Origin of the sequence: Sporocytophaga myxococcoides DSM 11118 (assembly GCF_000426725.1) — a bacterium.
Classification (GTDB): Bacteria; Bacteroidota; Bacteroidia; order Cytophagales; family Cytophagaceae; genus Sporocytophaga; species Sporocytophaga myxococcoides.
Window position 1 is genome coordinate 646,308 of record NZ_AUFX01000003.1, and the last position, 17,616, is coordinate 663,923.

Sequence of the window (17,616 nt, forward strand, 5' to 3'; positions counted from 1 at the left end):
TTAATCAAAATTCTTTTTATCTGAAAATGTTTGATATCAGCTATTTAATAAATATCATTCAATTTATCATACTATAACAATTATACAAGTACTAAGGGTACATTGCAAGTTTTTCATATTTAGTTAAAAGATATTATTAGTAAATTCATATTTAATGGCTAACTTCAATTCTGAATTAAAAAACATGCCTTACCAGCATTTGTTTTGCAACCAAATTTATATGAGCAAACAGGAGCAAAATTTATCAGACATCAGAAACGATTATAAACTTAAAATACTATCTGAGTCTGATCTTAAAGAAAATCCAATAGACCAATTTCAAGAATGGTTAGATCTGGCTGTAAAAAGTAATTTGTATGAACCTACTGCCATGACATTATCCACATGCGATAGTCAATGCAGACCTTCTTCAAGGATAGTCCTCTTAAAAGGATTGGACGATGGTTTGGTATTTTTCACAAATTATGATAGTAAAAAAGGCTTGTCTGTGGCAGAGAATCCATTTGCTGCTGCTTTGTTCTTCTGGCCAGAATTAGAGCGTCAGGTAAGGATCGAAGGAAAGGTTGTAAAAGTAAGTACTGAAGAATCTGATAAGTATTTTTATTCCAGGCCTAAAGCCTCACAGATTGGAGCAATAATATCTCCTCAAAGTAAAATTATTTCTTCCAGAGATGACTTGGATTTAATGTTTGAAAAGGCCCTGGTTGATCATGAAAACAAAGAAGTAACAAGGCCTGACAATTGGGGTGGATACAGGATCATTCCAGAATATTTTGAGTTTTGGCAAGGACGATCAGGAAGGTTGCATGACAGGTTATTTTATCAAAGAGAAAACAACGGCTGGACTAAAGGAAGACTGGCTCCTTAATAACAAAGCTATTACAGGAGATCAAACATATTGTTAATTCCAACATTCCTTTCAGATGTAAATCCTTCACCGTACTTTACACCTATAGAATGGCCGAACTCCAAGGCTCTAGCTTCAATAAACAATAAAAATTCCGGCGAAGATATATAAGTACCTGGTTCTACACTTCCCGGATTGAAGAACTGACTTTGAAATGCTTTGATCGTTTTTATTTTTTGTTCCCAATAAGGAGTTACATCCACTATCAAATCTGGTTTTATATACCTATCCTGAATATAGTGGTACACATTCCTGGCCCTCCAAGCATTCTGTCCTGTTTCAATTTTTACAAGCCCAGAAAGAAAACTTGCTCTGGATACCAAATCTGAAGCTCTTCCATGATCGGGGTGCCTGTCGTGTAAGGCATTGGTAATTATAATCTCAGGCTGATACTTTCTAATTGCTTTAATAATAGCAATTAGATGTTCTTTATCTTCAGTAAAAAATCCATCTTCAAACCCAAGGTTTTCCCTAGCTGCCAGTCCAAGTACACTTGCAGCTGCTTCTGCTTCCATGTCCCTAATTTCAGGGGTACCTCTGGTACCTAATTGACCACGGGTAAGATCTACCAGACCTACTTTTTTCCCCATTTCAATATGCCTGAGTATTGTCCCCGAACAAGCCAACTCCGCATCATCAGGGTGTGCCGAAAGCACAAGCATATCTAACTTCATAGATCTTGTAAGCAATTATATTTTTATCTAATTCTAAGTTTTCGGCCAACCTTAAGAGTAGTTCTTGATGAAATACCATTCAGTTTACAGATAGTACTAACAGACACTCTGTATTTCCGACTTATTGTGCCTAAAGACTCCCCAGATCTCACTCTATGATAGAATACCTTTCTCGCTTCTCTTAAATATTCAAAATGAGAAGGATTAAGCTCAAATATTTTTGATTTTAAAGTATTCATAGGAAAATCATAAAGTTCTTCAGGATTAATTGCATTACCCTCGTATCGCACCTCAAAATGCAAGTGAGGTCCCGAACTTCTCCCTGTATTTCCTCCATCTCCCAAAAGTTCTCCTGCTTTTACTAATTGCCCTACAGTAACATGAGATTTTGAAAGGTGACCATAAAGCGTTTCAAGGCCATTGTAATGTCTTACCATTACATAATTCCCATAACCACCAGCATTATATTGATTTATTCTGACAATACCATCGAAACAAGCCACAACTGGATCTCCAATCTCAAGCTTTAAATCTGTTCCATAATGCCATCTGGAATGGCGCATACCGAAATCGGAAGTAATATGACAACCAATCAGAGGCATTGACCAATTGAAACCTCCTAGAGAGTCGTATAAACTAATATTTAAAGTATCTGAAAACTTGGCTCCATCACGTTTGTATGGATTCACGCTTCTGGAATCCCAAATGGAATAATATTCCGCAATAGTAACCCATATAGAATCTACTTTCAACTGTTCAGCTACCTCAATTATGCTTGTTTCACCTTCATCAATATCGGTAGTATCTTCGCTAACGAGTTCAGGTTCCCTTTGAGGGTCAAAGAATATAGCATTTTCATCAGTATTTGTGGTATCGACAAATTCTTCGTCAAAAAGTATCTTGCCTGCTTCTGGTACTGAGTACTCAATGGATGGAGTTTTTACATTTAAGAAATCCTTATTCTTTTTTTCCTGGGAAAAACCTTTATAGGAAAAAAAGAATAGGATTATCAAAAGTGAATAGCACTTTTTATTCTGCATTATTTAACTGTTTCCTCTTCTGCTTCTTTAGCGGCAAGATATCTTTCAGCATCAAGAGCTGCCATGCAACCTGAACCGGCTGCTGTTACTGCTTGTCTGTATATATGATCCTGTGCATCGCCACAAGCGAAGACACCTTCAATATTCGTTTTACTACTACCTGGTAATGTATTGATATATCCGTTGTCATCAAGATCCAACCAGCCTTTAAATATGTCTGTATTAGGTTTATGACCTATGGCAACGAAAAATCCCTGAACAGTAATATCTGTTAATGCTCCTGTTTGGACATTCTTCACTCTCATACCTTCCACTTCTTCTTCACCTAATATTTCATGGGTTTCAGAGTTCCACAATACCTCGATATTAGGAGTGTTTAATACTCTTTTTTGCATGATTTGCGAAGCCCGCATAGTATCTCTTCTGACAAGTAGATATACTTTTCTGCAAAGCTTCGAAAGATATACAGCCTCTTCACATGCAGTATCACCGGCCCCGACAACAGCCACATCTTTACCTCTGAAAAAGAATCCATCGCAAACTGCACAAGCGGAAACTCCTCTTCCGTTTAATCTCGCTTCAGATTCTAATCCCAGCCATTTTGCTGAGGCTCCAGTAGAAACAATAACAACGTCTGCATGAATCAAATGAGATTCGTCTATAATTACTTTATGTACAGGTCCAGTAAAATCTACAGAAGTAGCCATACCAAATCTAATGTCAGTACCGAATCTTGATGCTTGTTTCTGGAAATCCTCCATCATCTTCGGACCAAGTACACCTTCAGGATATCCTGGATAATTTTCCACTTCATTAGTAATCATTAACTGCCCTCCGGGCTGAGCTCCCTGGTACAATACAGGTTTTAAACCAGCTCTTGCTGAATATATTGCCGCAGTATATCCTGCAGGACCGGAGCCAATGATGAGACACCCTACTTTTTCTTCTGCCATAACAAAAACGTGAAATTTTAAGGCTGTGAATTTCGTGAAAAATCCCTATTAATCCAAAACCAGATCTACTTGTATAAAGTTCCATCACCTCAATTAAATAACATAGTAATTACATTTCTAAATCACATTACAGTCAAGGTATTTCAACATAAGTTTAACAAGTTTACAAATTCTCAGGTTGTTTTTATATGAAGTACAGATAAGTATAGAATGCCAAAATATTATAAGATGAAATCAACAAGACATATTTTAATCCTCTTAATACTACTTTTTGTATCCTTTTTTTCATACTCATGTAAAAAAAGAACAGTCGTTAACACTAAAGAAAATCATGATAATGGAAAGAAAAAGATTGTGAAGCGGGAAATAATTATCAGAAGACCGACTGCAAACAATGATATAATCGGCAATCGAGTAAAATACAGGGAATTTTATGAGAATGGAAAAAGGCGATCCTATGAAAAATCAAGAAGTTACTCTAAAATCTGGCCTATAAAAGAAGAAAAACCAGATAAAAAAGTTTTAATAAAAAGATATAATGAAAGAGGTAAACTAGTATATAAATTCACTAAAACCAAAAAAGGTGAAGAAGTACACAGATATGATAATAAAGGGCGACTCACCTACATACAACTAATCAATAAGGGCAAGGTACGTAAAGTAATAGATGTGAATAAGCAAAAGGTCGTAAAAAGGAATTAAAAAAAGCCCATATAGGGCTTTTTTAATTTTTTTAACCTAAGTAAGGTTTAAGTGCTTTGCTTCTTGAAGTATGCCTTAATCTTCTTATTGCTTTTTCTTTAATCTGACGCACTCTCTCTCTTGTAAGATTGAATTTCTCACCAATCTCTTCCAATGTCATTGAATGTTCTCCATTAAGACCGAAATAAAGAGTAATTACATCGGCTTCACGCTGTGTCAGTGTAGATAGCGCTCTCTGAACCTCTTTTCTCAAAGAGTCATTCATTAATTCCGAATCTGGGGTAACTTCGCTGTCATTTTCCAAGACATCAAGAAGGCTATTCTCTTCTCCCTGAACAAAAGGTGCATCCATAGAAACATGACGACCTGAAATTTTCAGAGTATCAACAACTTCAGAAGTACTTACCTCTAATACTTCAGCAAGTTCGTCAGGAGAAGGCTCTCTCTCATATTTTTGCTCAAGATCAGAAAATGTTTTGGATATTTTATTTAAAGAACCGACTCTGTTTAAAGGAAGTCTTACAATTCTTGATTGTTCGGCCAAAGCCTGAAGAATTGATTGACGAATCCACCATACAGCATAGGAAATAAACTTAAAACCTCTCGTTTCATCAAATCTCTGAGCAGCTTTAATGAGACCCAGATTTCCTTCATTAATCAAATCACCAAGGGAAAGTCCTTGATTTTGATACTGTTTTGCAACAGAAACAACGAACCTAAGGTTTGCCTTTGTAAGCTTTTCCAAAGCTAACTGATCACCTTCTCTGATTCTCTTCGCCAGTTCCACTTCTTCATCAGGGGTAAGTAGATCTACCTTTCCAATCTCCTGAAGATATTTGTCAAGTGACTGGCTTTCCCTGTTGGTAATCTGTTTGCTTATCTTAAGCTGTCTCATTAAATTGGGTTATTTATGCTTGTATAGATGACAAAATTAAGCGAAAATCAAGTGCAAAATTTAATCTGTGAAACGATTTTTTTTTTGCTTTAGTTATAAAATTCTATTCTTATTAGACGAACTTTATTTGCTTTGTTCTGATTCTTTTTTCTCCGGCTTAGGTATCAATACTTTGCGTGATAATCTGAATTTACCAGTTTTTTTGTCAACTTCCACTAGTTTAACCTTAACTTCTTCTCCAACTTCTAAAACTCCCTCCATATTTTCTAATCTCTCCCATTTAATTTCAGAAATGTGAAGTAAGCCGTCTTTACCTGGCATAAACTCAACAAAAGCTCCAAAAGGCATTATAGACTTAACTTTACCTTGATAAACCTCTCCTACCTCAGGAATAGCAACGATTCCTTTTACCCACTTCACAGCCTTGTCCATCACTTCTTTATCTTTTGCAAAAACATTAACCAAACCTCCATCCTCAACTTCTTCAATAATCAACGTCGCGCCAGTAACTTTTTGTATTTCCTGAACTACTTTTCCTCCAGGACCGATTACAGCACCAATCATATCTTTAGGAATTCTTATCGCAAAAGATCTAGGAGTATGAGGTTTTAGATCAGGTTTTGGAGCATCAAGAGTTTTCTTAATCTCATTAAGAATATGAAGTCTTCCGTTTTTAGCCTGCTCCAAAGCTTTTTCAAGTATTTCATAGGACAAACCTTCAACTTTCATATCCATCTGACATGCCGTAATTCCCTGCTCGGTTCCAGTCACTTTAAAGTCCATATCACCAAGATGATCTTCGTCACCAAGAATATCAGAAAGAACTGCCCATCTGCCTGTTTTGTAATCAGAGATCAATCCCATAGCAATACCTGATACAGGTGCTTTAATTTGCACTCCGGCATCCATTAGAGCCAGAGTACCAGCACAAACAGTCGCCATTGAAGATGACCCATTAGATTCCAAAATATCAGAAACGATACGGATGGTGTAAGGATTTTCAGATTCCGGAGGTAATACCTTTTTCAAAGCTCTAAGAGCAAGGTTTCCATGCCCAACTTCCCTTCTTCCTGGTCCTCTGTTAGGTTTAACTTCACCTGTAGAAAATCCAGGGAAATTATAATGAAGCATAAACTTGTTGGTACCTGAAACCATTGCACTGTCGATCATTTGTTCGTCCAGCTTGGTCCCCAAGGTTGCAGTAGTGAGAGACTGAGTTTCTCCCCTAGTAAATATAGCCGAACCATGAGCTGAAGGAAGGTAATCTACTTCACTCCAAATTGGTCTAATTTCATCAAGCTTTCTATTATCTAACCTTAACCTCTCATCTAAAACCATGTTTCGTACAGCCTCTTTCTCTATATCATGGTAATATTTACTGATCAATTTTAGATCTTCAGTATGATCTTCGGGTAAAGACTCTACAAATGCCTTCTTAATAGCCTTAAAAGATTCACCTCTTACGGCTTTATTGGCATTTCCCTGTTTTGCAACAGCATATACTTTATCATAAAGTTCTTTGTGCATTCTTTCTTTAAGTTCTGCACTATTTACTTCATGGCAATACTCCCTCTTTTTTGTTTTACCAGCTTCAGCTTCAAGTTCTTTAAGAACTGTGCAATGGACTTTGATTGCATCGTGAGCAATTTTTAAAGCCTCCAGCATGACCGATTCGGACACTTCGTTCATTTCTCCTTCCACCATAACAATATTGTCATAAGAAGCGCCTACAATAAGATCCAGTTCGGCCCCTGCCATTTGAGCAGGAGTTGGATTAATCAAAAATTTCCCTTCTTTTCTTATAACTCTAACTTCAGAAATAGGACCGTTGAAAGGAATATCTGAAACTGCCATAGCGGCAGAAGCTGCTAGAGCGGCAAGACAATCCGGCAACGCCTCCTTGTCAGCTGAAATTAGGCTAATGTTAACCTGAGTGTCAGCATGATAATCATCGGGAAACAGTGGTCTCATGGCTCTGTCTACTAGCCTTGAGATCAAAACTTCCATATCACTCAGTTTTCCTTCCCTCTTTAAAAAGCCTCCTGGGATTTTCCCTGCAGAAGCAAATTTCTCCTGATAATCAACTGATAAAGGCATAAAATCTACACCTTCTTTTACCTCTATAGCAGAAACTACAGTAGCAAGAAGCATCGTATCTCCCAATCTCACTACCACAGAACCATCTGCCTGTTTTGCCAATTTTCCTGTTTCTATGGAAATAACTCTTCCGTCTTCTAAAGGAATATTTTTCCTAATTACGTTTAACGACATCTTTAATTTTATAAAACTCTTGTGAATTAAAAATCAGATTTGGTTGACATTAAAAATAGCGAAGCAAATAACAAAAAGAGGGAATTCGACCGAATCCCCTCAATTTTTTATTTTCTCAAATTGTGCTCAGCGATTATTGCCCTGTAACGATCAATATCAACTTTTTGCAAATAATCCAAAATTCTTCTTCTTTTACCAACAAGCTTTAACAGTCCTAATCTTGTAGAAAAGTCTTTTGGATGAGTTTTCAAGTGCCCTGTCAAATAATTGATTCTATGAGTGAAAAGAGCAATTTGAGATTCAGATGAACCAGTATCCTTAGCAGATTTTTCTTTGCTGTTTTGTTTAAAGATCTCCTGTTTTTTTTCTGTGCTTAAATACATGCCTTTTTATTTGTCTACTTATTATTCCGATTTAATAAACCGCAAAGATATAAAACTACATTTTAATATACAAACATATTATTGAATATTAAATTTCAATCTACTTCTTCTTAAAAATCTTTTTAAACCCTGAAATTAAGGGAGTATAGATATCAGTTTCAAACAATCTTGAATCTTTTCTTGCTTTATACCAAAAGAACAGCCCAACTGGAAATAGCATAAAATTGGCCCACCACATACCTATCGGCACCTCTACGAGACTTTCTTTTGCCCACTTCTCTCCCATTATCGATAGGACGTAAAAAAGTATAAAGAAAATAATGGAAATTAGCACTGGAATTCCGAATCCTCCTTTTTTTATGATAGCTCCAAGCGGAGCGCCTATAAGGAACATGATAATGCATGCCAGGGATTGCGTATATTTCCTGTACTTTTCGATTTCAAATATGTTAGAATCTTTTGTTAGATGATATAGCCTTTCTACATGGGTTGAAGTAAATGCTTTGATGCTTCTTGCTTGATTAACAGCTCGATTTAGTATCTGTTGTTTATTTGCCTTTACCAAAGAATCGTTTACATTAATTGCTTGGGCTTTTGATACATTCCTTGCAACACTGTCTTGTCTGGTGTGAAAACTATAGTAAGGTTTAACATTTCCCTCCAAGCTTTTTTCTATATTCTTTTTTTCATTTCGAAGTGAATCAGAGGTCTTTTGCAGTTCAGACACATTCAACATCAGCTTATTAGTAGCAAATAATTCCTCCTTTGTCCTGTTTAGCTCAAAGGATTCCAGACTAAATACCATTTTACTCTTCTTGAACTCATTTCTTAAAAAAGTATAGCCCTGGGGACGTTCGTTATCCTGTGTTTCTGAAAAGTTTTTGCCATTAAATAATTCAAGAATCAGGTACTTGTCATTATAAGCCATGTACATTTTTCCCGAATCTGCAATAATCAGGTCTGTATTACCTTTTCCCTGACTATGATCATAAATCATAAGGTTTTTAAGCGTCCGGCCATCAGGAAACTTTTTACTTACCTTTATGCTATAACCTGGCAATCCATTATAAAAAGCACCTTCTTTGAAGTCCAACGCAGGCTTCTTCTGTCGGATATCATATAGGAGACTATAAGCTTTTAAATTTGCTTTGGGTACAATATTATTATTAAAAAAGAAAGCAACTACTGACAACAGAATTACTATAAATCCTATTGGTAAAAGTGCTCTGGTAAGTGAAATGCCTGCACTTTTTATAGCTGTGAGTTCAAAATGTTCTCCCAGGTTTCCGAATGTCATTAAAGAAGAGAGCAATATAGCTAACGGCAATGCTACCGGTACCATATTCAAACTAAAATAAAATATCAGCTCGGCAAAAACACTAAACCCAAGATCTTTACCTACAAAATCCTCCAGGTATTTAAGAAGATACTGTGTAAGTAATATAAAGACTACAACTACAAATGTTAAAAAAAAAGGGCCTAAAAAAGCCGTAAGTATCAATTTATCCAGCTTCTTCATTAAGAAACTATTTTTTAAAGTATTATTAAATTATCGATTATTAAAAATCGGGGCAAAACTACTATTTATATATTTTCCTGACGACTTTTTTTTCATTATTATTTGAAAAAAAGCCTAAATAAATTCCCTCATTAAGTTTTTCGGTTAAACAAATCAGATTAACCTCTAGTTCTTCTGGATAGATATACTCTCTAGTAATTAATTGTCCATCAATAGAATACAATTCAAACTTACCTAAACCACTATCCAATCTCCCTTCTTTTTCCAGGAACTTTACACCTTTTAGAGCACTATCAAAATAAACTCTGTAATAAACTGAGTTTTGAATATTATGATCTAAGATCCGAATCTCATTTCTTTCTACTGAGAAATCATTAATTCCCAACTCAATCCGTTCGAAATAATAACCGTCTGAGGACCTTTCAATTTCCAGAGAAGCTGGATAAGAATCTATACCTGTCGTTTGAATTGTAATAATTGCATCTTTACCAGACTGTTCCACTTCAAAACTTATAATATTAATGGGCAAAACAGAGTAACTACATTCAGATGCCTGTGTTATTCTTGAAGAAGAATAATCCCAGCATGAAGGATTAGCGATGTTTCCAAGCAATTTCTCTTTATCCTTTACTATATAAGAGCAGTTGAATGACGCATTGGTATTCCCTTTCAGACTAATAGCTGTTTTTCCAATTTCCAATCCAGGAGGTAATGCTGAAGAATTAGTTGTTATGGCATCGTCCTGCCATTTATCTTCTAGATTATTCAGGCCGAAAAGAAAAACTGGAGTTGTATAACTGCCCTGAAATGCGAGAATCTGATCTCCTTCTTTAGACAATCCGAAAAAACCATTTACTCCAGTGGTTGTAAAACCATTTTCATTTCTCTTATCAAAACTGAAAGAGACTATATACCCTTTGCTTAAACCACCAACCGGAACGGTATATTGAATTAACCCCTCGCTCTCTCTGAATGCACCAGAAACAGACCAGCCACAATCGGTAAAATAAATCACTTCACCTTCTGGAATATCTGTTAATAAAAGAAAAGAAAAACCATCAGGATCAGTGGCGTTGTATTCGACAATTGCAATATCACCAGGGGTGAGTAAAGCAAATACCCTATCAGGTATTGATAGGCCAACAAAAATTATTGACCAAAATAAAAATCTTGTTTCCATAGTATAGCTTGGTTGAAGTCACGAATGTAATACACAACACACTACAAACCAAATATTTAAAACTATAACCAAATTTATGCTTTCATTATAAATAATTAGTCATCTTAAAAGCGGTAAACATTTTCCTTATTTTCTTATATTTGGAATATCTATCAAATCATGAGTATTAGTATATGAAAAGGAGTTTACTTGCCTCAGTATGTCTGTTATTGTACATATTCTTTGCCAATGAAGGATTTGCGCAATGCTCACTTGAACCTTATACAATTGTAAATCAGTGTCCTGGCCAACAGCCTCAGGTAAAAATAAATGCTACACCGACAGCCAATACCGACTTCTTCTGGTTTGATTTGACTCCAACTGTGAATGATACACTTAAACTTGGGAATGGTTATGAAATGACATATCCTGGACCATTAGGGGCATCAGAAACGTTTTATTTCCAAAAGCAAGTCAAAAATTCGGGTGGACCAACTGCACCCACAAATGTTGGAAGTATGGGAGGCGTGAATGATAACACAATCCCTTTTTCATTACCTTATACCACAACAACTGATTTCAGACTAAATTCATTGACAATAGCAGTCAAAATGTATAGTGCCTGCAGTGCGACCGATGAGTTTAGTTTTAAAGTAGCTGCTGGTGGTAGTTATTCTCAATGGTATTATGCTAAATGTTCCGAATTGAAACCAACTAGTGATAATACTATCTTCCTTGTAACAATTCCTGTTATGAAAACACCCTCTGAACAAGGAATTACGGCTGGTGCAGGATCTGGAACAATAAGAGTAATTACAACGGATGGAACAGAAAAACTTGGAAGCAAGCAGGTTAGCGGCTTTGAATGGTTTAGTAATGCTGCACCTATTTCATCTACTTATACTATAGGTGGAACTACTACAGTAAATTATGGAACATCAGCAAAAACTATATCTGGCCAAACGAACAAAGTGCCCGGGATTTTTGATCTAAACATTACAACCCTTTGCCCTGCTGAAGCAATTACAATCACTCCTAATTCAACAGGTTGCTGTGTGCCTGCCAATGTAACCCAACCCGCTGTCAAGAGTAGTACAGGTTCCAATATTGTTACTTCAATTCCACCCAATATTACATTGTCTACACCCCTGCAGACTGGGTTTTATTACAAATGGTATAAAGATGGACTTCCTTTGGGAGCATCTTTTGAAGGCACAGGAAAGAACTCCATAACAGTTTCAGCATTTGGAAAATATACCGTTGAGGTGGCAGAAGGCAGTACCCATATCTCCAAAACAAGTTGTATAAAAAACGACCAAATGTGGATTCAAAAAAGAATATTATTTGCTGAGGCTGATAAAACATCCCCTGTTTGTCTTGGCGAAACAGTAAACCTGCTTGCAAAGGGTGCTACAGGTCCTGTTACCTGGGGACCACCTGTGACTAATCTTAGCAGTACAACTTCTCCTACTCCTACATGGAGCCCAACCGCTACCGGAACTTACAAGATTCCTGTTGTAGGAGAAGTTCCAGTGGGAAACCAAATTATAAATGGTGATTTTGAATTAGGCAATGTACAGATAAATCCAAGTGCCTATTACATATTTAAAGATCCATCAGGAGCTACTTCTACTACGCCAAATTATGCAATCGGATACCCGGCACGAAAAGCTCTTACGATAGGTGTGGGAAACTACACAATAAATAATTACGTCTTTTGGCCAGGTTTTCAGGCTTGGTTGCCCATTGAAGACCACACTACAGGTACCGGAAAGTTTTTGTATGTTGATTCCAAAGAAGGACCTATACCTGGCCAAAACAAATACCTTTGGAGCCAGGATGTAATTGTGGAGCCTAATACCAATTACGAATTTGCTGCATGGGTCACCAATTTTAACGCAGAAGGAGACGCTGGTTATGTGATTCCTCCGGGAGTAACAGGAATAAATAATAATGCAACCAATGTTGCAAGTAATCCATTGCCTCAAATAATGCTTTATATTAACGATGTTCCTGCATTTGCATCTACTCCTGTTTTAAGTGCAACAGTGGGTTTATGGCAAAAAATCAGTACCGTCTGGAACTCTGGCTCCAACAGTGGAAATGTCAAACTTAAACTTTCTGAAATATTCCAGGGAAGTGCAACGGGAGGACATGATTTTGCTCTAGACGACATATCGTTCGGGGCTCCGGGCACTCAGAAAGATACAATTACGATCACAATCAAAGACTGTTTTGATATATCAGCAACAGTAAGTGCCTGCACCGGTGATTCGGTAACGTTAAATGCGACGACGAACGGAATATTCCAGTACTGGAGAAATACAACATTGGGTACACCCGGAACTACTAATGCTATTAAGAGCCCAACAAATATTATCACAAAAGCAAAATCGGAGACATCCAAAAGTACACAGTTTACAGCTTCTGCCAAATTCATTTTCAGCAACCAAATTGTAAATGGTGATTTTTCTCAGGGAAATACAGGTTTCTCAACAACCTATACTGCTGCCAATGCAACTTCAGCAATGAATCCGGGTAATTATGCTGTAGGACCAGTACCAACTACTTCTCCTGTATTTTACAAGAGCGTCAACGACCATACGACAGGGACAGCAACACCGAATTATTTTATGGGTGATTCCAGGTATGATGCCACTAGAATAGTAGCATACAGAGCCTCTGTATATGTAACAAATGGAAAGGAATTTGGATTTTCAGGATGGTTTACTAATGCCTTAAATGAATTCACAAAAGCAAGCCCGGATACTTCTGCCAGTGCCATTTACCCTAATGGGGCAAAAACTACAAAACTTGCCTTATATATAAACAATCAATTCGTACAATACATAAAATTGCCTCTTGATAACAATTGGCATAACATAACAGCTACATGGACGGCAAATACAACAGGACCTGTTGATCTCGAATTGAGAAGTGTAAACCAGCCGGCAAATAACCTTCCTAATGCTTTTGCAATGGATGACCTGAGTTTTGGAGCTGTCTATTCTGTTACTAAGACAGTTGATGTTAACAGTGTCAACTGCGTACTTCCTGTTCAGTTGTTGAGCTTTAATATTTCCGAAAATAATGGTGTGGCTTTGTTAAGCTGGCAAACTGCAACTGAAAGAGATGCTTCTCATTTTATTATTCAGAAATCATATGATGGAATAAATTATGAAGATTTAGGCAGTGTCAAAGCCGGAGGTAATTCCAACTCTGTACTTTCATATTCTTTTACAGATTTAATCTCTTCTCAAGGTTTAGTTTATTATAGACTAAAACAAGTGGACTACAACGGGGATTTCTACTTCTCTCCAGTAAGAAGCATTAATCATCATTCTGATCATTCTCTTAAAATATATCCAAATCCAACTGAAAATAGTTTCAATATCCAGTTCAATAATCCTTCCGACAACCGAGGTTTATTAAACGTTTATTCTATCTCAGGATCATTAATTGAAGGTGGAATATCGATCTCAGGAAACGGTAAATTAACATTTGGAGAATCATTACCTAGTGGTGTTTATATTCTGGAGCTAACTATAGGAGATACTATAGAAAGATATAAGTTAATTAAAAACAGATAAAAGTATCTTAAATAAAAAAACCGGTTTTTAAACCGGTTTTTTTATTATAAAACATATTAAAATTTTAGCTTAGAAAGCTTCATTTATATTTAACTTTGCAAGGATCTTTCCATGATTATTGCTAGTTTTTTTTTATCATAAATCCCTCAAAGTCATACCTCTGAAGATGCATAATAGCAAGGCTTCCAAAGAACTTTAATCAATCCATTTTAAGCTTTCCAATAACATTAGCTTCTGAATTTTATAATAATTCAATAACCAACACTTGATAATTCCTTTCCTGAATTCAAAATCCTGGTTCATAATTTTGAGCATTACTTAACCTTCTTAATCTCACATTATGAAAAAACCATTTATCGCACTCTCAATGGCATTCATGTTTACCAGCATTGCCTCCAAAGCACAGGTAGCAACCAACATGGTACTTGATATTGAAAATGGTTCTACTGGGTCATCTCCATCATCAATTGTTAACATTAATGGAACAGTATATTTCATGGTGAATAACAACACTGAGCTATGGAAAAGTAACGGAACTGCCAATGGCACTGTTATGTTAAAAAATGGATTTACCCCTACTATTGACGCTCCAAAGCTTGTTAATTTCAAAGGTACCTTGCTTTTTTACTGCAGCCACTAGTGACAAAGGTATCGAACTATGGAAAAGCAACGGAACCAAAAACGGAACTGTTCTTTTGAAAGATATCAATTCAGGTATTGCTTCTTCTGAACCAACAGATATAAAAGTAATAGAGAATTTAGTTTATTTTTCTGCCTATAAAAGTGCTATCAGTCGTGAATTATGGATTACTGACGGCACACCAAATGGAACTAAATTATTAAAAGATATCAACGAAGGATCAGGATCTTCAAGACCAACTGGCTTTACTCTTATCGGTGATAAAGTTTATTTCAAGGCCACAACAAAAGACGAAGGAACTGAGCTATGGAGATCAGACGGGACAAGTGCAGGAACAGTGCTCGTTATCGATATAAATCCTGGTATTGCTTCTTCTAATCCTTCAGTATTAAAATTTTCATTCGGAGATTTATACTTTACTGCAAATGACGGAACTCATGGAAATGAACTTTGGAAAATGGATGCTATTACAGAAGTTTCATCACTAGTAATAGACATCAATCCAGGTGCAGCCTCTTCAGATCCAGCATATTTTGTTAAACTTAATCAGGTAATGTATTTCAGAGCGAATGATGGTGTAAATGGATCTGAGCTTTGGAAAACAAATGGCAATGCTGCAGGAACAGTATTAGTAAAAGACATCAATCCTGGAAATGCTTCCTCAACACCTGACCAGATGAAAGTTTGGGGTGATACAATTTATTTCAGAGCTACAACTCCTGATTTCGGAACAGAACTTTGGAAATCAAATGGTACTAGTGCTGGAACAACTTTGTTAAAAGATATCAATCCAGGTATAGCTTCAAGTACACCTTCTTTCTTAACTATCTTTAATAATGCATTATACTTCAGAGCTGAGACTGCAGTTCAAGGTGCTGAAATATGGACTAGCAATGGAAATGCAGAAGGTACTTTGCTTCTTGATGATATCAGCCAAGGCGCAGGTTCATCAAATCCTCAAGATTTTGTTGTATCCAACGATGATCTATTCTTCTCTGCAACTAATCCAGATTTCGGAAGAGAACTTTGGAGTGTTAAAGTATTGTCTTCTGCAAGAACGTCAGCTAATACAACTCCTGTTGAAACAATTAGCGCAGTGTTGGCTCCAAACATTTTAAATAATGGAAGCGAAGTTAATATCATCTTCAACGAAGATGCTTCTGCTGCTAAAGTAGATATTCTGGACATTACAGGTAATATAGTAAATTCATTCGAGACAACATCTGGAACATTCCAGTTTAATGGTAACAATCTTAACAGTGGATTGTATGTTTACCAGATTAAAACTAATGGAAATATAATTGGAAAAGGAAAGCTTGTAATAGCTCAATAAGCCTTTTCAAAAATACCTAAATGTAACAGGTAAGACCTGATAACAGGTGATAAATGATATTAAAAAAGCGGATACTATAAACACTTCGATTCAGAAGTAATTTAACATTTACCTTCAGGACTACCTGTTACATTTATTAATTTCCAAGAAATAATTAAACTTCAATTTTATTGACTTTTGCATTAAAATATTTTATTCCAAAAATTATAATCAGTATAAAAAATAAGCCTGCTGCAATAGGTAGATTATAGCTTAAAATAATAATACAAGCAAATGATATCAATAAAGCTATTAATGCAAACATTGTAGATTTTGTTTTATTAAAATCATTATGAGTATAATTTAGGTTAGATTCAACACTCTTTCCTTCCAGAATTGACTGAGAATTACTTTCTCCGAGAGACCGAAGTCTTAAAAGGCTGAGACTGATTGCGAAATACATACTCACAGCTCCTAATACTGATAACTCAATAAGAAATGAAGTCTGACTTCCCCAAACTGCTATCAGACAAATACAATAAATTAATACTGTTGCTAAAAGACGTTTTTGTTTATCCTTAAGTGAAGTGCCTTTAAAAAAGTGTTCTAATTGCATGGTTGCTGCAAGTGAAACGCCCTGAAGAGAAGCTATCAGACCAAACAAGCCTATAAATGTAAACACCTTTACTAATCCTGAATTGGGAGGGATAATCATTGAAAGTGAAGCTGGCATGGGATGACTATCTTTACTTATAATAGACCAGGATTCATCAGACCAGCGTACTCCTGCCCCTGCCAGGAGAAGAATTAAAACTGCTAAAACAAGTAAGGTCCAGAAGGACATAAAATATCCTAATGAAATATGTTTCCTGAAATTGTCTTGACGAACTTTACTTGTAAATAAGGAAAGGCCCTCTATTGCCAAAAACATCCATATAGCAAAGGGTAATGCCCTGCTGATAGAAAGTAGATTTGCACTTCCATAATTATTTTTTATAAGATTGGAAATATTAAAATACGGAATAACACCGAACTGATATATCATTAACTCAACTAAAGCAAGCATAGTTAGAATAACAGCAAAAAGCACACTGAGGCTTAAATCAAAAAGATTTATCAAACAGAAAAATGTCAGGAAGCAAGTAGCGATATAAGGCGAATGATCAAGGTTATTATTCAGAAATCCTAAATACTCTCCTATTGAATTAGCAATTGCAGGGGTAGCGAATAAAAATTCTATAAGCAAGGCCAGTGAGATGAATTCTCCCCAGGATTTTCCAAAAGCATTTTTAACATAAATATGTGGGCCGACTGCCATAGGATAAACACAGGCGAGTTCGACCAGACAATTCACCAGAGCAAAATACAAAAGCGCTGAAATAGAGAACGGAATAAGAAAGATATATGGACCGGTATAACTCCATCCAATATTCCATCCAAATGACTCTCCTGATATTACAAGACTAACGCCAATTGCCCATAGAGAAAAAGCTCCAATTTTACCTTTCCCATGAGATTCTTTATTGCCAACTCTCCCCATAATAATATTCAGTGATTAAAACTGCATTTAT

14 protein-coding genes are annotated in these 17,616 nt (G+C 36.1%); 5 read left to right on the plus strand and 9 right to left on the minus strand.

Features of this window, described 5'->3' with window-relative positions:
- Positions 1-220 precede the first annotated feature (220 nt).
- Positions 221-868: a pyridoxamine 5'-phosphate oxidase gene (pdxH, locus tag K350_RS0102460; RefSeq protein WP_028978564.1), complete on the plus strand. Its 648-nt coding sequence runs from the start codon at positions 221-223 to the stop codon at positions 866-868.
- A gap of 11 nt (positions 869-879) precedes the next feature.
- Here pdxH and bshB1 read toward each other — a convergent pair whose 3' ends face one another.
- Genes bshB1 through trxB form a run of 3 tightly spaced genes read right to left on the minus strand, consistent with a single transcriptional unit; the run spans position 880 to position 3,574 of the window.
- The gene (gene bshB1 / locus K350_RS0102465; protein ID WP_028978565.1) at positions 880-1,581 is read right to left on the minus strand and encodes a bacillithiol biosynthesis deacetylase BshB1; all 702 of its coding nucleotides are present in this window, start codon (positions 1,579-1,581) and stop codon (positions 880-882) included.
- Between the two features lie 23 nt (positions 1,582-1,604).
- Complete coding sequence (locus K350_RS0102470) at positions 1,605-2,621, minus strand: peptidoglycan DD-metalloendopeptidase family protein (RefSeq protein ID WP_037573598.1); 1,017 nt, start codon at positions 2,619-2,621, stop codon at positions 1,605-1,607.
- Positions 2,621-3,574 (minus strand): thioredoxin-disulfide reductase, encoded by a 954-nt coding sequence (gene trxB, locus K350_RS0102475; protein WP_028978567.1) that lies wholly within the window; start codon positions 3,572-3,574, stop codon positions 2,621-2,623. The genes K350_RS0102470 and trxB overlap by 1 nt, the downstream gene beginning before the upstream one ends.
- Before the next feature lie 228 nt (positions 3,575-3,802).
- On the opposite strand from trxB, the gene K350_RS0102480 reads away from it, so the two are divergent.
- Positions 3,803-4,276, plus strand: a complete 474-nt coding sequence (locus K350_RS0102480; protein ID WP_156026869.1) for a hypothetical protein — start codon at positions 3,803-3,805, stop codon at positions 4,274-4,276.
- Between the two features lie 31 nt (positions 4,277-4,307).
- Here the strand turns inward: K350_RS0102480 and K350_RS0102485 are convergent, their stop codons facing one another.
- The 5 genes from K350_RS0102485 to K350_RS0102505 all read right to left on the minus strand — a co-directional run bounded on the left by K350_RS0102485 (position 4,308) and on the right by K350_RS0102505 (position 10,524).
- Entirely contained in the window at positions 4,308-5,171 is an 864-nt protein-coding gene (locus tag K350_RS0102485; protein ID WP_028978569.1) for a sigma-70 family RNA polymerase sigma factor, read from the minus strand.
- A gap of 123 nt (positions 5,172-5,294) precedes the next feature.
- Positions 5,295-7,442: a polyribonucleotide nucleotidyltransferase gene (gene pnp, locus K350_RS0102490; protein WP_028978570.1), complete on the minus strand. Its 2,148-nt coding sequence runs from the start codon at positions 7,440-7,442 to the stop codon at positions 5,295-5,297.
- A gap of 107 nt (positions 7,443-7,549) precedes the next feature.
- Positions 7,550-7,825: a 30S ribosomal protein S15 gene (gene rpsO / locus K350_RS0102495; RefSeq protein ID WP_028978571.1), complete on the minus strand. Its 276-nt coding sequence runs from the start codon at positions 7,823-7,825 to the stop codon at positions 7,550-7,552.
- A gap of 100 nt (positions 7,826-7,925) precedes the next feature.
- Complete coding sequence (locus tag K350_RS27070; protein WP_037573601.1) at positions 7,926-9,344, minus strand: LptF/LptG family permease; 1,419 nt, start codon at positions 9,342-9,344, stop codon at positions 7,926-7,928.
- A gap of 61 nt (positions 9,345-9,405) precedes the next feature.
- The gene (locus K350_RS0102505) at positions 9,406-10,524 is read right to left on the minus strand and encodes a hypothetical protein (RefSeq protein WP_028978572.1); all 1,119 of its coding nucleotides are present in this window, start codon (positions 10,522-10,524) and stop codon (positions 9,406-9,408) included.
- A gap of 173 nt (positions 10,525-10,697) precedes the next feature.
- Here K350_RS0102505 and K350_RS0102510 point away from each other — a divergent pair, with 173 nt between their 5' ends.
- The 3 genes from K350_RS0102510 (at position 10,698) to K350_RS27075 (ending at position 16,066) form a co-directional block, all read left to right on the plus strand.
- Positions 10,698-14,093, plus strand: coding sequence for a T9SS type A sorting domain-containing protein (locus K350_RS0102510; protein WP_028978573.1), 3,396 nt, complete (start codon positions 10,698-10,700; stop codon positions 14,091-14,093).
- Between the two features lie 340 nt (positions 14,094-14,433).
- Entirely contained in the window at positions 14,434-14,733 is a 300-nt protein-coding gene (locus K350_RS30690) for a hypothetical protein (RefSeq protein WP_051312782.1), read from the plus strand.
- Complete coding sequence (locus K350_RS27075) at positions 14,657-16,066, plus strand: ELWxxDGT repeat protein (RefSeq protein WP_081670851.1); 1,410 nt, start codon at positions 14,657-14,659, stop codon at positions 16,064-16,066. The genes K350_RS30690 and K350_RS27075 overlap by 77 nt, the downstream gene beginning before the upstream one ends.
- 154 nt (positions 16,067-16,220) lie before the next feature.
- Here the strand turns inward: K350_RS27075 and K350_RS0102525 are convergent, their stop codons facing one another.
- The gene (locus K350_RS0102525) at positions 16,221-17,585 is read right to left on the minus strand and encodes an amino acid permease (RefSeq protein ID WP_028978574.1); all 1,365 of its coding nucleotides are present in this window, start codon (positions 17,583-17,585) and stop codon (positions 16,221-16,223) included.
- Positions 17,586-17,616: the final 31 nt, after the last annotated feature.

Excerpts from the sequence above, each read along its gene's own strand:
- K350_RS0102505 (WP_028978572.1), bottom strand. The coding sequence starts at position 10,524 with ATGGAAACAAGATTTTTATTTTGGTCAATAATTTTTGTTGGCCTATCA.
- K350_RS30690 (WP_051312782.1), top strand. The coding sequence starts at position 14,434 with ATGAAAAAACCATTTATCGCACTCTCAATGGCATTCATGTTTACCAGC.
- K350_RS0102470 (WP_037573598.1), bottom strand. The coding sequence starts at position 2,621 with ATGCAGAATAAAAAGTGCTATTCACTTTTGATAATCCTATTCTTTTTT.
- K350_RS0102485 (WP_028978569.1), bottom strand. The coding sequence starts at position 5,171 with ATGAGACAGCTTAAGATAAGCAAACAGATTACCAACAGGGAAAGCCAG.
- pdxH (WP_028978564.1), top strand. The coding sequence starts at position 221 with ATGAGCAAACAGGAGCAAAATTTATCAGACATCAGAAACGATTATAAA.
- trxB (WP_028978567.1), bottom strand. The coding sequence starts at position 3,574 with ATGGCAGAAGAAAAAGTAGGGTGTCTCATCATTGGCTCCGGTCCTGCA.
- bshB1 (WP_028978565.1), bottom strand. The coding sequence starts at position 1,581 with ATGAAGTTAGATATGCTTGTGCTTTCGGCACACCCTGATGATGCGGAG.
- rpsO (WP_028978571.1), bottom strand. The coding sequence starts at position 7,825 with ATGTATTTAAGCACAGAAAAAAAACAGGAGATCTTTAAACAAAACAGC.
- K350_RS0102480 (WP_156026869.1), top strand. The coding sequence starts at position 3,803 with ATGAAATCAACAAGACATATTTTAATCCTCTTAATACTACTTTTTGTA.
- K350_RS0102525 (WP_028978574.1), bottom strand. The coding sequence starts at position 17,585 with ATGGGGAGAGTTGGCAATAAAGAATCTCATGGGAAAGGTAAAATTGGA.
- K350_RS27070 (WP_037573601.1), bottom strand. The coding sequence starts at position 9,344 with ATGAAGAAGCTGGATAAATTGATACTTACGGCTTTTTTAGGCCCTTTT.
- K350_RS0102510 (WP_028978573.1), top strand. The coding sequence starts at position 10,698 with ATGAAAAGGAGTTTACTTGCCTCAGTATGTCTGTTATTGTACATATTC.
- pnp (WP_028978570.1), bottom strand. The coding sequence starts at position 7,442 with ATGTCGTTAAACGTAATTAGGAAAAATATTCCTTTAGAAGACGGAAGA.
- K350_RS27075 (WP_081670851.1), top strand. The coding sequence starts at position 14,657 with ATGGATTTACCCCTACTATTGACGCTCCAAAGCTTGTTAATTTCAAAG.